11 protein-coding genes are annotated in these 14701 nt (G+C 74.4%); 7 read left to right on the forward strand and 4 right to left on the reverse strand.

Going from position 1 to position 14701, the window contains the following annotated elements; genetic code table 11:
- Nucleotides 1–92 precede the first annotated feature (92 nt).
- The gene (locus EIO00_RS24175) at nucleotides 93–1151 is read left to right on the forward strand and encodes a protein BatD (protein ID WP_161602697.1); all 1059 of its coding nucleotides are present in this window, start codon (nucleotides 93–95) and stop codon (nucleotides 1149–1151) included.
- Nucleotides 1152–1176: 25 nt separating this feature from the next.
- On the opposite strand, the gene EIO00_RS11160 is transcribed toward EIO00_RS24175, so the two are convergent.
- The gene (locus EIO00_RS11160) at nucleotides 1177–1992 is read right to left on the reverse strand and encodes a TrmH family RNA methyltransferase (RefSeq protein WP_140177881.1); all 816 of its coding nucleotides are present in this window, start codon (nucleotides 1990–1992) and stop codon (nucleotides 1177–1179) included.
- A 48-nt stretch (nucleotides 1993–2040) separates the two neighbouring features.
- On the reverse strand, nucleotides 2041–3045 hold the full coding sequence (locus EIO00_RS11165) for an endonuclease/exonuclease/phosphatase family protein (protein ID WP_140177883.1): 1005 nt from the start codon (nucleotides 3043–3045) through the stop codon (nucleotides 2041–2043).
- A 386-nt stretch (nucleotides 3046–3431) separates the two neighbouring features.
- Here EIO00_RS11165 and EIO00_RS11170 point away from each other — a divergent pair, with 386 nt between their 5' ends.
- Nucleotides 3432–5981, forward strand: a complete 2550-nt coding sequence (locus tag EIO00_RS11170; protein WP_140177885.1) for a substrate-binding domain-containing protein — start codon at nucleotides 3432–3434, stop codon at nucleotides 5979–5981.
- A gap of 267 nt (nucleotides 5982–6248) precedes the next feature.
- On the forward strand, nucleotides 6249–7817 hold the full coding sequence (locus EIO00_RS11175) for an RNA polymerase sigma factor (RefSeq protein WP_140177887.1): 1569 nt from the start codon (nucleotides 6249–6251) through the stop codon (nucleotides 7815–7817).
- Nucleotides 7818–7877: 60 nt separating this feature from the next.
- On the opposite strand, the gene EIO00_RS11180 is transcribed toward EIO00_RS11175, so the two are convergent.
- Nucleotides 7878–8993: a phosphotransferase family protein gene (locus tag EIO00_RS11180; protein ID WP_241661274.1), complete on the reverse strand. Its 1116-nt coding sequence runs from the start codon at nucleotides 8991–8993 to the stop codon at nucleotides 7878–7880.
- Between the two features lie 358 nt (nucleotides 8994–9351).
- Between EIO00_RS11180 and EIO00_RS11185 the strand changes: the two genes are divergently transcribed.
- Nucleotides 9352–10023: a hypothetical protein gene (locus EIO00_RS11185; protein WP_241661275.1), complete on the forward strand. Its 672-nt coding sequence runs from the start codon at nucleotides 9352–9354 to the stop codon at nucleotides 10021–10023.
- Here EIO00_RS11185 and pdxR read toward each other — a convergent pair.
- A complete protein-coding gene (pdxR, locus tag EIO00_RS11190; protein ID WP_140177889.1) occupies nucleotides 9962–11464 on the reverse strand; it encodes a MocR-like pyridoxine biosynthesis transcription factor PdxR in 1503 nt (500 codons plus the stop codon). The two genes, EIO00_RS11185 and pdxR, sit on opposite strands and share 62 nt — an antisense overlap.
- Nucleotides 11465–11546: 82 nt before the next feature.
- Here pdxR and EIO00_RS11195 point away from each other — a divergent pair, with 82 nt between their 5' ends.
- The 3 genes from EIO00_RS11195 to fxlM all read left to right on the forward strand — a co-directional run bounded on the left by EIO00_RS11195 (nucleotide 11547) and on the right by fxlM (nucleotide 14608).
- On the forward strand, nucleotides 11547–12212 hold the full coding sequence (locus EIO00_RS11195) for a pyridoxamine 5'-phosphate oxidase family protein (protein ID WP_140177891.1): 666 nt from the start codon (nucleotides 11547–11549) through the stop codon (nucleotides 12210–12212).
- A gap of 82 nt (nucleotides 12213–12294) precedes the next feature.
- Nucleotides 12295–13242: a DUF2510 domain-containing protein gene (locus tag EIO00_RS11200; RefSeq protein ID WP_161602698.1), complete on the forward strand. Its 948-nt coding sequence runs from the start codon at nucleotides 12295–12297 to the stop codon at nucleotides 13240–13242.
- Between the two features lie 136 nt (nucleotides 13243–13378).
- Nucleotides 13379–14608 carry a methyltransferase, FxLD system gene (gene fxlM / locus EIO00_RS11205; RefSeq protein ID WP_206664107.1) on the forward strand — a complete coding sequence of 410 codons (1230 nt, stop codon included), beginning with the start codon at nucleotides 13379–13381 and terminating at the stop codon, nucleotides 14606–14608.
- The last annotated feature ends 93 nt before the right edge of the window (nucleotides 14609–14701 follow it).

Here is a 14701-nt window from a genome sequence, read left to right on the forward strand (position 1 = left end):
GGTTCCGTACACCCAAGTGACGTGACGGCACGGTGTGACGGATCCCGGGGTGGATCGTCCCGTCCGGAGGCGATCGACGGAGGTACGGGGGCGTGTTCCGATCGGCGGGCAACCCGATCGCGGTGGGACTGGGAGCGGCTGCCATCGTCGCGCTGGGAGTGGCCTATCCCGCCTGGGCGCTGAACGGACCCGCCGGAGCGGACTCCCCGGCCGACGAGGCGGCGCAGGACCGGGTGACGGTCGAGCTCTCGGTGCGGGAGCCGGTCCCCGTGGGCGAGCGGTTCACGGTCACGGTCACGGTCACGCCCCGGGAGGCGGACGGGCCGCAGCCGCCGGACGGATCGCAGGACCCGGCCCCGCGGGATCCGCTCGCCGAGCTGAAGCTCGTGGTGCAGGCGCCGGGCGTTCCCGACCTCTCCGTGTCGCGCTGCAGCGAGGACGAGCCGTGCGAGCTGTCGGGGCCGGAGGACGGCGGGCCGGCGGGCGACACCGAGAGCGTCTCCCTCGCGCTCCCCGCCGACTATGCGGCCGAGACGCTGACGCTGGTCGCCTCGGTCCGCGACCCCGACGACATCGAGGTGGGCTCGGACGAGGAGACCGTGCGGGTCGAGCGGCGGACGGCGTCGCCGACCCCCACCGCGACGCCCACCGAACCCCCCGCCAAGACCCCTTCCAAATCCCCCTCCAAGCCCGCCGCGACCCCCTCCGGGGATCCGGGGCGGCTGGAGCGCCCCTCGTCCTCCTCGTCGGGGCCGTCGGGGGTCTCCTCCGGCGGATCGGACGACCCGTCGATCTCCGGCGGGGTCTCCGACGCGCCGCCCGCGCCCCACGGGTCGGCCGCCGCGCTGCCGCCGGTCCGCCCGCCGCAGGCGAACGCCCCCCTGCCGTCGGTCGCGCCGGGCACGGCCGCACAGGTCGCCCCGCAGACGACGCTGCGCGGCGACCCCGTGGCCTCCCGGCAGGAGCTCGACCGGCTGGCGCGCGCCCAGGCGGCCTGGCTGTCGGCCCTGCTGGTGGCGTTCTTCCTGCTGGCGGCCCAGCTCCGGCTGAACCGCGGCCGAGCCGCCGCGGCCGCCGCCGGGTCGGCCGGGACGAACGCCGCACCGGCCCGGCGCCGCCGCCGCTACCGGGGCGTCCACCGTCGCCGCTGAGCCGCTCCGGGCGACGGCCGGGGACTCAGGAGCGCATCAGGCCGTAGCAGGCGATGGAGGCGGCGGCCACCACGTTGAGGGAGTCGACGCCGCGGGCCATCGCCTCGGGGCTCATCGGGATGCACACCGCCTCGTCGGCGGCCCGGAGCCAGCGGGAGGACAGCCCGTCGCCCTCCGTGCCCAGCAGCAGCGCCACCCGCTCGCCCCAGACCGCCTTCTCGATCGGGACGGCCGACTGGTCGGGGGTCAGGGCCAGCAGCCGGTAGCCCGCGGCGCGCAGCTCCTCGAGCCCGTGGTGCCAGTCGGTCATCCGGGCGTAGGGGACGGCGAAGACCGCGCCCATGGACACCTTCACCGAGCGCCGGTACAGCGGGTCGGCGCAGCGGGGCGACAGGACCACCGCGTCCACGCCGAGCGCCGCCGCGCAGCGGAAGATCGCGCCGACGTTGCCGTGGTCCACCAGATCCTCCAGCACCAGGATGCGGCGGGCGTCGGCGATGAGCCCGGGCACCGGCGGCAGCGGGCGGCGGGCCATGGACGCCAGCGCGCCCCGGTGGACCTGGAAGCCGGTGATGCCCTCCAGCACGGCCTCATCGGCGACGTAGACCGGGGCGTCGATACGTTCCAGCAGGTCGGCCAGGGGGTCGAGCCAGCGCGGCGCCATCAGCAGGGAGCGCGCCCGGTAGCCGGTCCCCACGGCCCGGCGGATGACCTTCTCGCCCTCGGCGATGAACAGCCCGTGCTCGGCCTCCAGGCTCTTGCGGAGCTGCACGTCCCGCAGCCGCACGTAGTCGGCGAGCCGTGGGTCGGCGGCGTCCTCGACGGTGATCAGGCGCCCCATGCCCTCCAGTCTGCCGCCTTCGGGCCCGTGGGCCGGCCGCGGCGTCGGTCAGGGCAGGCGGATGTCGGCGAACACGGCCCGATGGTCGCTGCCCGGCACGTCGTGCACCGCCGTCGCGCGCACCGCGCAGCGGCGGTCCACCAGCACGTGGTCGATGGTCAGGTAGGCGGGCAGGCGGGCGTCCCGCCAGGTGTGGATCAGGCCCTTTCCCGTGCGGTCGGCGGCGTCGGCGTATCCGCGGTCCAGCAGGCCCCGCAGCTCGGCGTGGTCCAACGTGGCGTTGAAGTCCCCCGCCAGGACGCGCACGACCCCGTCGTCGCCGGCGGAGGGCAGGGCGCGGATGTCGTGCCGCCACTGCGGGACGGCGGCGCGGGACACCGGGGGCGGCGGGTGCACGGCGGTCACCTCCGCCGTGCGGCCCCCGGGCAGGGTGAGCTCCGCCCGGGGCATCGCGAAGACCGTGTCCGGCACGGTGGGCAGCGCCCGCAGCGGATGCCGCGCGTACAGGCCGGTGCCGCCGGCCCCGGGCCGGGGGCTGAGCACCGTGTGCGGGAGCAGCCGCTCCAGCCCGGCCTCCCTCAGCCGGGCGACCGCCTGGGGGGTGAGCTCCTGCAGGCTCAGCACGTCCACGTCGTGACGGCGGACCAGGTCGCGCACGGCGCGAGGGTCGGCCTGCCCGAACAGCAGGTTGACGGTCAGCACCCGCAGGGCGGGGCCGCGGGCGTCCGGCTGGCCGCCGCCGAGGGCCCGCGGCAGGACGCAGCACGCCAGCGTCAGCGCGACCACTGCGCCGCCGGCGACGGCGCGGGGGCGGCGCAGCAGCGCGGCGAAGGCGATCGGCAGCACCGAGGAGGCGGCGATGTAGGGGGTGAACGACGCCAGGGGGACGGCGGCCGCGTCGATCCCGGGGGCGCGGTCGAGCCCCGTCAGCCGGGCCAGCGCCCACAGGCCCCAGCAGATCACCGCCGCCCAGGCCAGCGCCGAGACCCACCGGTCGGTTCGTCCGGCGGCGCCGGTCCGGTCCCCTCCAACGCCGGGCTGCTCCTCGTCCACTGATCGCCCCCTGTGGTCGTGCGCCGGTCCTACGCTGTTGACGTCGCCGCGTGCACGGAAGTTTCCCCGCACTCAAAAGCGGACTTTCCGATCAATCCAGGCGAATATCCAGCACCTTGGGCCAAGGGGGGCGTACCATTCCGGGAAGGCCTCGCGGGAGCCGGACGTACGCGACATACAGCAGCAGTCCATCGAGCGTGTGATCGGCGGCACGGGCGAACCGCGTCCACCGCACCCCTTGGGCATCGTGGCCCGGCACAGGGAGATCCCCCCACTGCACGCTCGCTGACCTGCGAGATCACCTTTTGTAGCGCTTTGTCACCACATGATGGTGCGGCTACAGTGCCGGGAAGCATTGGACGGTATCTGGTGAAACGAGGACAGCCGTGAGCGGACGTCATCGCAACGACCTGCCGGACGAGCACGACGAGGGCGGGCACGAGGCGTCTGTTCCCCCTTCCTATGGCGGGTCCGATGCGGGCACGTCCGATTGGTTCACTCCCCGGGACTCCCAGAGCCGCCCCGCCGCCGGGCGGTCCCCCGGCTATGACGAGGACCCGCTGACCTCCCCGCCGGGCGGCTCGAGCGGCTATCCGGCCGACGACCCGACGGACCGGTACCCCTCTCGTCCCGCCGGGGGGTCCGGCGGGTACCGGCGCCCCGCCGCCGGCGGCGGCTTCGGCTCCGGCGGCTATGAGCACCCCGTCGCCGGCGGCCGTCCCCGCCCCTCCGACAGCGGCGGCCGTGAGCAGTCCGGCGGGTATGAACGATTCGGTTCCGGCGGGTATGAGCGCCCGGGCTCCGGCGGGTACGAACGATTCGGTTCGGGCGGCCATGAACGGCTCGGCTCCGGCGGATACGAGCGCCCCGGCTCCGGCGGGTATGAGACGCCCGGCCGCCATGAGACGCCGGGTGCGGGCGGACGCGAGGACGTCGGCGGCAGCGACATCCCCGACTGGTTCGGCACCGAGGGCGGGCGGCGGTCCGCCTTCGACGGCGGCGGCTTCGGCTCCGCCGGCGGACGGGAGCCGGGCGGGCGCGGTGAGCGCGACTCCTTCGCCGAGGCCGGCTTCGGCGCGTACGAGTCCATCAGCCGGTCCGACGGCGGCCCCACGCTCGGCGGACGGTCCGGCGGCGGACGGTCCGGCGGCGGACGGTCCGGCGGCGGCTCGCGCCGCTCCGGCGACTACGGCGGCGGCGACTACGAGTACGGCCGGCGCCGCAAGCGCCGCGGGGCCGGGATGATCGGCCCGCTGGCCGGAGCGGTCGGCCTGACGGTGCTGCTGGGCGTGGGGGTGTACGCGTTCGTCGGCGGCGGCTGCGGCGACGACGCGCTGTCGCTGGACGTGGCGGTGTCGCCGGACATCGAGCTGGCGGTCGCCAAGACGGTCGGCCGGTTCAACGACGCCGAGCACAAGGTCGACGGCAAGTGCGTCAAGGCGACCGTGCGGGCGGCCGAGCCCTCGGCGGTCTCCACCCTCCTGCAGGGGCAGAGCGTGGAGAGCGCCAGCAACCGGCGTCCGGACGTGTGGATCCCCGACTCCTCGCTGTGGATCTCCCTGGTCCGTACCTCCGAGAAGGGCAAGGACGAGATCCGGCTCACCAAGACCTCGGTGGCGCAGAGCCCGATCGTGGTGGCGATGCCGCGGCAGCTCGTGCAGAGCCTGCAGCAGAACGGCACCATGTCCACCCCCTCCTGGGAGAGCCTGCTGAACGTGGCGGGCGGCGGCCAGGCCGGGACGATCACCAAGAACCAGCTCATCCCGGCCCGGAGCGTGCGGCTGTACCTGCCCGACCCGTCCCGCAACGCGGCGGGCATGGGGTCCCTGCTGATCGCCAACACCCTGCTGGCCAACGACCCGAACCGGGAGTCGGCGCTCACCGGGATCGTGCGCAAGATGCGGGAGAACACCACCCCGACGGTCAAGGCGCAGTTCGCCTCGTTCCGCCGGGACCGCCAGGGCCGCTACCCGGTCGCGCTGGCCTCCGAGCAGGCGGTGTGGGCGCACAACCGGGACAAGCCGCAGGAGCCCGCGGTCGCGATCTACCCCACCGAGGGCACCCTGCTGCTGGACTACCCGCTGGCGATCAGCACCACCGACCCGACCCGCCAGCAGGCGGCCCGGCTGCTGGAGCAGGCGGTCAACACCGAGCCGGCCCGTGAGGACGTGCGCGGGCAGGGCTTCCGGTCCGCCGACGGCAAGGCGCCCACCACGTTCGACAAGAACAGCGGGGTCGATCCGCGGCGGGTGAGGCAGCTGCCGGCGCCGCAGCCGGCCGTGGTGCAGGAGCTGACGCAGGCCTGGGCCAAGCTGTCGCTGGGCATGCGGATGCTGTCGATCCTGGACATCTCCGGCTCGATGCTGGAGAGCACCGGCGGGGTGACCCGGATGCAGGCCACCGCCCGGGTGGCGCAGGGCGGGTTGGCGATGATGTCCAACGACAGCGAGCTGGGCCAGTGGGTGTTCTCCACCGAGGTCGACGGCAAGAAGGACTACAAGGAGATCATCCCGGTCGGTCCGCTGGGCGAGCGGATCGGCTCCACCACCCGCCGCCAGCTGATCCTCTCCAGCCTGTCGCAGATCCAGCCCAAGCCGAACGGCGACACCGGCCTGTACGACACGATCCTGGCCGCGTACAAGCACATGACCAGCACGTACAAGCCGGAGTTCGTCAACTCGATCGTGCTGTTCACCGACGGCAAGAACGACGACGCCAACGGCCCGACGCTGCGGCAGACGCTGAACCGGCTGCGCGAGATGACCGACTCCGCCAAGCCGGTGCAGGTGATCATCATCGGCATCGGGGACGGCATCGACGTCAACGAGCTCAAGCAGATCGCCTCGGTCACCGGCGGCAGCGTGTACGTGGCCAGGACCCCCTCGGAGATCCAGAAGATCTTCCTGCAGGCGATGTCCCGGCGCATCTCCAACTGATCCCGCGCCGCCCTCGGGCGGCCGGCGGAGCGAACGAGCAGGTCAGGCGATTTGCACCGCAATGCGATCGCCTGACCTGTTCGCGTCTGCGGCCCTGCAAGCATTCCGCCGGTTTGACGAAAATTGCGTGGAATCTCTTGTCAACCAGCGGGGCGCCCCGCTCGTCCTGTTAGATGGAGGCCCGACGGGAGCGGGGCGTCGGGCCTCCACGCCTCCCGTGAACCGGTATCAGCCTTCGAGCGCCGCACAGCACGGGGGAAACCCATAGTGTCCGAATGGTCGAACGACGACCGCGACGATGATCTTCGCCTGACCCGGGCCCTGGCACGGGGCGACATCGACGCTCTGACGCACCTCTACGACGCCTACGCACCCAGGCTGCACGACTACTGCCACGCCCTGCTGCCCGATCAGGGGGCCGCGTCGACGGCGCTGCACGACACCTTCCTGGCGGCCCGCGTGCACGCGGGCCGGCTGGCCGACCCGCACCTGCTGCGGGCCTGGCTGTACGCGCTGGCCCGCGTCGTCTGCCTGCGCCTGCGGCGGGCCTGCGACCGGGAGGGCCGACGCCCCCGGCGCGGCTGGATCGCCGACCCGCTCACCGGTGAGGCCCGGCCGATGGAGCCCGCCCCCGAGGCCGACGACGCGTTCCTGGACGAGGAGGACCGCCTCCGCCGCCTGGAGACGCGCAAGCTGGTGCACGGGGCGCTGAGCGGGCTGCAGAGCCGCGAACGCGAGGCGGTCGACCTGCTGGTGCGGCACGGCATGAGCCCGGCCGAGCTGGCCGGGGTGCTCGGCCTGGACGACGCCACGGCGGCGGAGCTGGCGGTGTCGGCGCGCACCGCGCTGGAGGACGCGCTGCGGGTCCCGGCGGTCGCGGAGTTCGGGCGCTGCCCCGAGGTGACCGCGACGGTGACCGGCAAACGGCGCCCGCTGGACCCCGAGGTCGTCCAGAGCGTGGAGCGGCACATGGCCGAGGGCTGCCGGATCTGCGAGCAGGACCGCTCCCGGCTGGCCGCCGCGACGCTGCTGCGCACGCTCCCGGCGGCGCTGGTCCCGGCCGAGCTGCGCGCCCGGGTGCTCCGCGCGGCCACCGACCCGGCCGGGGAGCAGGCGCGCCTGGCGGCCGCCCGGAACGTCGAGCCGCTGGACGAGTGGGGCTGGCCGCTGCCGGAGGGCACGCCGGTCCTCCGCCCCGGCGACGCCGAGCCGCCGCGGCGGCCGCGCCGGGTGCTGCCCGTGCTCGCGGTGACCGCCGCCGTCGCGACCGTGCTGGGCGGGGTGTTCTGGCTGCTGCCCGGCGGGCGGGAGCCGCTGGCGGGCGGGGCCCGGCCCGCGCCGCCGATGCTGGCGGACTCCGACGCCCCCTCCGACGCCCCCGCGCCGAGCGCCTCCTCGGTCTTTTCGCCGACCCCGGGGCCGAGCAGCCCCTCGGCGAGCCCGACCACGCCCTCGGCGTCTCCGTCGACCGCCTCCCCCACCCCCACGGCCGGCCCCACCGCCACCACCCGGCCCCAGCCGCCGCAGCAGACCCAGCCCCCGCAACCGCCCCAGCCCCCGCAGGGGAGCCTGCAGGTCAGCGGCTGCCAGATGGGGCGGGGACAGCGTTCCTGCACCATCCGGATCACCGCGATGGGCGGCGCCGTGGACTGGCGCGTCACGGGCACGCAGGGGCCGATCAACGTGGCGGGCGGCGGCGGCAGGCTGGCGCCGGGCCAGACGGAGACCCTGACCGTCAGCCGCAGGGGCGGCTGCGACGAGGACGAGTCCGGGACGGTGTTCTTCTCCCCCAACGGCGCGGCCGGGGTGAGCTGGAAGTGCTACTGGTGGGAGTGACGGGCGGCGTCGCGGGGCCCGCGGCGCCGGCGGACGCCGCGGACCTCCGGACGGTCCGGCTCACCAGGGGGTGCGGGTGTCCAGGATCCGGTGGGCGCGCTCCAGCAGCGGCGGCACCGCGTCCCCGATCGCGTCGAAGCCCTCGCCGACCGTGGCGCCCTGCAGGAAGCGGGCGTGGATGCCCTCCAGGATGACGGCCAGCTTGAAGCAGGCGAACGCCACGTAGAAGTCGATCTGCGACAGGTCGAACCCGGTGATCTCGGCGTACCGCTCGGCGAACTCCCGGCGGGTCATGAAGCCGGGCGAGGCGGTGACGGTGGCGCCGACCGGGAGGCGGTCGGGGTCGTCGGCCTGCGCCCAGTAGGTCAGCGTCAGGCCCAGGTCCGACAGCGGATCGCCGAGCGTGGACATCTCCCAGTCCACGACCGCGGCGATGGCGGGCCGCGGCTCCAGCACCGCCAGCGCGTTGTCCAGCCGATAGTCGCCGTGCACCAGCCCGGAGCGGCCGTCCTCGGGCAGCCGCTCGCCCAGCCGCTTCACCAGCCGGTCGTACTCGGGCAGGTCCCGGGAGGCGCCGGTGGCCGCGATGGCCTCCTGCGACCGCTGCCACTGCTGGCCCCAGCGCTTGAGCTGGCGGGCCATGTAGCCGGCGGGGCGGCCGAAGTCGCCGAGCCCGACGGCCTCCACGTCCACGGTGTGGATGGCGGCCAGCACTTCTGCGAGCCGTTCGCTCAGCTCGCGGGCCTGCTCGGGGGTGACGTCGGCGGCGTCCTCGACGGTGCGCAGCACCCGCCCGTCGACATGGTCCATCAGGTAGAACCGGGCGCCGATCACCTCCTCGTCCTCGCAGAACGCCAGCGGGGTCGGCACCGGCACCCCGGAGCCGTCCGACAGCGCCCTCAGCACCCGGTACTCGCGCGCCATGTCGTGGGCGGTGGGCAGCACGTGCCCGAGCGGAGGCCGGCGCAGCACGATCCGCCGCCCGCCGGCCAGGGCGATCCCGTAGGTCAGGTTGGACCGGCCGCCGGCGATCAGCCGCACCGACTCGATCGGGCCGGCGTCCGGCAGCGTCCGCCGCAGCCAGGCCGACAGCCGGGGCACGTCCACCCCGGGAACCTCGGTCGTGCTCGTGCGCGACTCGCTCATGTCGGCCTCCCTCGTCACCTGCTCGCTCATGGCGAACTATTAGAACGCAACTCGGTTTCCGTTGACAGATCCGGGTCGGCCTCAACGCCGCCGACGAGGGCCGTGAGGTAGATCATTGGCCACATCCGGCCTTCATTCGCAGATTTCTCACAACCCCCGCGCGCACCCACCGTCACCTGCGCCGATGCACCGGAGAGGGAGGTCATGAGCGACCTGGATATCCCACCGGCTCAGGTGGTTACATGCCACCCGGGCGGAGCCGACCGTCCCGCACCGCACGACCGCCGGGCCTTCCTGCATCTTCGGCCTGGACTTACCGGTCAGTGTGGGCTAACAACGAAGGGTTGAACCTCTCGGGGCCGATCACCCGATTTGGGGGGGACGCACAGTGGCCGACGCATGGCTACCCGGGGCCGGACGCATTCCGGTCTGCCAGGACGGCGGACGTCTGAAGGGGGGTGCCCCCAGGGTCGTCTGGTTCACCAGCGAGAACGACCCGCGGCGGGTCTCAGCTCGCTCGGCGGCCTTCGACCTGGCCCGGCAAGGGCGCCCGCCTCATCTGGTGTGGAACCCGGTGACCGGCGAGATCGTTCAACTGCTGCCCATCACCCGGGCCGCGTGCCTGCTGGCCGAGCCGGTCCGCGCCGAGGGCCGCACCTGTGTGCAGATCGTGGTGATCGGGCTGGCCCGCGAGCCGTTCACCGCCGGGCCGCTGAACGGGCTGGACCGCATCATGCGCTGGCTGGACAGCTGGTCGGTGCCGCGCCGCTGGCCCGCCGGCCCCCCGCTGCCGTCCCCGCAGTCCTACCACTCCTCCCGGGAGCGCCGGTCGTGGGCGCGCGGCGGGCACTTCGGCGCCTCGCAGGTGCCCGAGTCGATGCTGCCCGACCCCGGCAACCTGGACATCCACCGCATCACCGGAGGCGGCGACTCCCCGGTGGTGGACGTGCCGCGTCCCCGCGCGCCGATCGGCGAGCAGGCCGACGCCCCCGCCGCGCTCATCCCGCACCGGCTGCCCAGGCCGACCGCCGAGCCGGTGCTGACGCCCGGGGCGGTCTGACCGGCCTCCCTCCGGAGGAGGGCCGGCACCGGTCCCCTCCCCCGCCGTCCGCCCCGTCGATCAGGGCGCGCACCCGGCGGCAGCCGTCGCGCAGCAGGGCGGCGCGGGCGGCGCCGTACCCGATCACCAGACCGGAGGAGGTGGGCGGGCCGGCGTAGTGGCGGTCCAGCGAGTCCAGCAGCACGCCCTCCCGCGCCGCCGCGACCACCACCCGCTCCACCGTCTCCGGCGGCAGCTCCACCACCAGGTGCAGTCCCGCGCCCGCGCCCCGCAGCGGCAGCCCGGCGAACGCCTCCACGACCAGCGCGCGGCGACGGGCGTACTCGGCGCGCATCCGGCGGATGTGCCGGTCGAGGTCGCCGCGCTCCAGCAGCAGCCGGACCGCCTCCTGCGGCACCGCCGGCGTCCGGTCGCCCAGCTCCAGCCGCCGCCGCGCCACCGCCGCGGCCAGCTCACGGGGGGCCGCCAGCCACCCCACCCCGATGTCGGCGGTCAGCCTCTTGGACATGGTGCCCAGATAGACCACGGTCTGCGGATCCAGCCCGTGCAGGGCGGGCAACGGGGCCGCATCGAAGCGGAACTCCCCGTCGTAGTCGTCCTCCACCACCAGCGTCCCCGTCCGCCGCGCCCACGCCAGCAGGGCCTGGCGGCGCGGCACCGGCAGCACCCCGCCGAGCGGGTACTGGTGCGAGGGGGTGGTGTAGATCAGCCGCAGCCCGTCCGGCAGCGCGTCCACCACCAGGCCGTGCTCGTCCACCGGGCAGGGCACGACCTCGGCCCCGCGGGCCTCCAGCACGGCCCGCGCCCGCCGGTAACCGGGCTCCTCCACGCCCACCCGGTCGCCGGGCCGCAGCACCGTCGCGGCCAGCACGTCCAGCCCGCTCGTCGCCCCGCGGGTGACCACCACCTGCCCGGGCCGGCAGGTCATCCCGCGGGTGCGCCGCATGTGCTCGCACAAAGCGGCGCGCAGCCCGGCCGACCCCCAGGGGTCGGGCCGTCCGCTCGGGGCGATCTCGGCGGCCCTCCGCCAGGCGCGACGCCAGGCGGGGGTGTTCAGCGCGCCGACCCACGGGACGCCGGGACGCAGGTCCACCCACCCCTCGGGCGCCTCCCCGGCGACTCCCGCCTCCTCCGCCTCCACCGTCTCCACCGCCTCCGGCGCGGCGGGCGCGGGGTCGGGGCGCACGTCGGCGACATAGGTGCCCGAGCCGTGCCGCCCCTCCAGCCAGCCCTCGGCGTACAGCTGGGCGTACGCCTCCATCACCACGGTGCGGCTGACGCCCAGCTCGGCGGCCAGGGTCCGGCTGCCCGGCAGCCGCTCGCCCGCGGTGAGCACGCCGTCCCGGATCGCCGTCCGCAACCGGGCGGCGAGCTGGGCGGTCAGCGGCTCGGCGGCGGACCGGTCGAGCGGCAGCGGCAGATCAATGGCCTGACGAGACATCGAAGTGGTCGTGAAGTGGTCTTCGGCAATCGACCGAAAGTGGCTCTGGGGAGGATGCCACCGTCCCTCTAGCGTACGGAGCATGAGCCAGCCACCACTGTCCTCCACCCCCCGCACCGCCCTGCACCGGGGACGGCACCGCGGCGTGCACGACCGGGACGCGCTGCACGCGGTGCTCGACGCCGGCAGGATCTGCCACCTCGGCGTGATCGTGGACGACGTTCCCCGGGTGATCCCCACCTCCTACGGACGGATCGGCGACACCCTCTACGTGCACGGCTCCACCGGGGCGCGCAGCCTGCGGGAGGCCCCCGGTCGGGAGGTCTGCGTGACCGTCACCCACCTGGACGGGATCGTGCTGGGCAGATCGGTGTTCCACCACTCGGTGAACTACCGCTCCGCGATGATCTACGGCACGCCCCGGCGCGTCACCGACCCCGAGGAGAAGCTCGCCGGGCTGCGCGCCATCGTCGAACAGCTGGCGCCCGGCCAGTGGGACGCGGCCCGGCCGCCGAACCGCAAGGAGCTGGCGGCCACCGCGGTGCTGGCGATCCCGCTGGACGAGGCCTCGGTCAAGATCCGCCAGGGTCCGCCCGTCGACGAGGAGGAGGACTACTCCCTGAACGTGTGGGCGGGGGTGCTGCCGGTCCGTCAGGTGTTCGATCAGCCCGTGCCCGACCCGCGGCTGCGGCCGGGCATCCCGGTGCCCCGCCGGATCGCGGCCCTGGCCGCGGACGGCGAACCGTGATGAACCCTGGTGAACCATGACGACGGTCTGCTTTCCGGGGCGGGTGACCGGTTCGTGATGTATGCCGCATAGCCTCTGCGCTATGAGCGGCCAGACTCCGGCGGGCTGGTACGCCGATCCGTATGGCACGTCCGACCTGCGCTATTGGGACGGCAGCCAGTGGACCGACGCCACCCGCCCCGCCGACGACATATCGCCCTTCGCGCCCCCTGCGCCGAGCCTGCACAAGGGCGGGACGACGCCTCCGCCGTGGGCGCCCCCCGCCCCTGCCCCGGCCAAGGAGCCGAACAACGCCGCGCTGATGGCGCTGCTGATCGGAGGCGGCGCGGTCGCGGCCGTCCTCATCGTGCTGGTCGCCCTGTTCGCCGTCGGCGTGCTGGGCGGCGACGACTCCGGAACGACCGCCGCGGACCCCGCCCCGACCGCCTCCGCGCCGCTCGCCCCCACGCCCTCGACCCCGTCCGCCACCTCCCCGGTGACCGGCACGATCACCGACCGGGAGGCCGGCGTCTCGTACGCGCAGCTGGGCGGCGTCTGGCGAGCGGCCCCCATCCCCCGGAGAAGCGTGAGCCACCAGGTCTACGGCATGCGCCAGGGCCAGACCGCCGTCGTCCAGGAGAACTACGACGGGCGGGGCGGGTCGTACGTCTCGTCGGTCTACTCCGGCTCGCTGCCCGACCAGGTGCCCTACAAGGACTCCGAGGACCTGGCGACGGCCACCAACCTGTTCGCCCGCACCGTCACCTCCGCCGCCGGGCCGCACGCCAGCTACCCTTCGCCGCACGGCACCCAGGAGCTGCAGACCGAGCCCCGCACCTTCGACGGGCACGACGGGTACCTGGTCAAGCTCAAGCTTACCTTCCCCCAGGCGCAGAGCCAGGGCTGGAACTTCACCTCCGAGACGGTGATCGTGGTCCTCATCGACCGGGGCGAGGACAAGCGCCCCGCCGTGCTGTGGATGAGCATGCCCGACAGCCACCCGCACAGCGGCGACCTCGACCAGGTGCTCGGCTCGATCAAGGTGCTGTGAAGGCGCCGTGAACGCCGGGACGCCGTGACCGGCGCTCCGCCCCGGCCCGGGGCCGCTCGGGCCGGGGCGAAGCGGGGAGGACCCGACGATTCGCGTTCGCCTTCCCGAGGCGGGTCGGGTCTGCGACCATGTCGCCGTGGCGGCGCCGATCACGACCCGAGGCGAGGAACCGCAGGACGCGGCGGCCCTGCGGTCGGCCATGGTGCACGCGCTCCGTGAGAGGGGCGCGATCGTCTCCGAGCCGGTGGCGGCGGCCATGACCGCCGTGCCGCGGCACCTGTTCGTCCCGGAGCGACCGCCGGCGGAGGCCTACGACGCCGACAACGCGCTGCCGGTCAAACACGACGCCCGCGGCGCGGCGACCAGCACCGTCTCGGCCCCCTGCATCCACGCGACGATGCTGGAGCAGGCCGGGATCGAGCCCGGCATGCGGGTGCTGGAGATCGGATCGGGCGGCTACAACGCCGCTCTCCTCGCCGAGCTGGTCGGGGACGGCGGGAGGGTCGTCTCGGCCGACATCGACCCCGACATCGTGCGGCGCGCCCGCGACCTCTTGGAGGCGACCGGTTACGACCGGGTCGAGGTGGTGGAGGCCGACGCCGAGCACGGCGTCCCCGACGGCGCCCCCTACGACCGGATCATCGTCACGGCCGGGGCCTGGAACATCCCGCCGGCCTGGATCCGGCAGCTGACGGAGAACGGCAGGCTCGTCGTCCCGCTGCGGTTGAAAGGGCTGACCCGCGTGGTCGCCTTCGACCGCGTCGGGGAGACCCTCGTCGGCCGCGACTACCGGCTGGCGGCCTTCGTCCCCATGCAGGGGGCCGGGGCCCACAGCGAACGGCTCGTCCCCCTCGACGAGGGGGTCATGCTGTGCGTCGACGACGAGGCCCTGAAGTTCGACGTGGAGGAGCTGCGGGCGGCGCTGCGCGGGCCGCGGGTGGAGCGCTGGTCGGGTGCGGCCTTCGACCTGCCGGACGAGCTGGAGCTGTTCCTGATGACCGGCTCGCCGCGGACGGCGCTGCTGCACGCCGACGAGAAGCTCATCCGGCAGGGCCGTTTCGCTCCCTCGGCCGCCGGATGGGTGCCCGCGCTGATCGCCGACGGCGGCATCGCCTACCGCGTCAAGCGGACGAACGAGGAGACCGGCGGTTTCGAGACCGGTGTCTTCGCGCACGGTCCCGCGGCCGAGACGCTCGCGGAGCGGTATGTGGAGCTGTTGCGCCGCTGGGCGCACCGGCACCGCCGCCACGGCGCGGCACGGATCCGCTACCTCCCAGGGGGTGTGGACGCCCCGGCCGAGGCGGAGGAGCCGAGCGGCGGGCTCATCCCCAAACGGCACGGGGTCGTCGAGGTGACCTGGTCGTAGGGCTTGATCCTCGCGGGGTGTGCGTGCGGGGAGGCCGCGCTCGGAGGCCTGCCGACGACTGGCTCCCGTTGCACGTGGGCCCTCGTTGCGCGT

The sequence above is a fragment of the Thermomonospora catenispora genome, assembly GCF_006363815.1.
Lineage (GTDB): Bacteria > Actinomycetota > Actinomycetes > Streptosporangiales > Streptosporangiaceae > Thermomonospora > Thermomonospora catenispora.

Excerpts from the sequence above, each read along its gene's own strand:
- EIO00_RS11160 (WP_140177881.1), bottom strand. The coding sequence starts at position 1,992 with ATGGGGCGCCTGATCACCGTCGAGGACGCCGCCGACCCACGGCTCGCC.
- pdxR (WP_140177889.1), bottom strand. The coding sequence starts at position 11,464 with ATGTCTCGTCAGGCCATTGATCTGCCGCTGCCGCTCGACCGGTCCGCC.
- EIO00_RS11200 (WP_161602698.1), top strand. The coding sequence starts at position 12,295 with ATGAGCGGCCAGACTCCGGCGGGCTGGTACGCCGATCCGTATGGCACG.
- EIO00_RS11180 (WP_241661274.1), bottom strand. The coding sequence starts at position 8,993 with ATGAGCGAGCAGGTGACGAGGGAGGCCGACATGAGCGAGTCGCGCACG.
- EIO00_RS11195 (WP_140177891.1), top strand. The coding sequence starts at position 11,547 with ATGAGCCAGCCACCACTGTCCTCCACCCCCCGCACCGCCCTGCACCGG.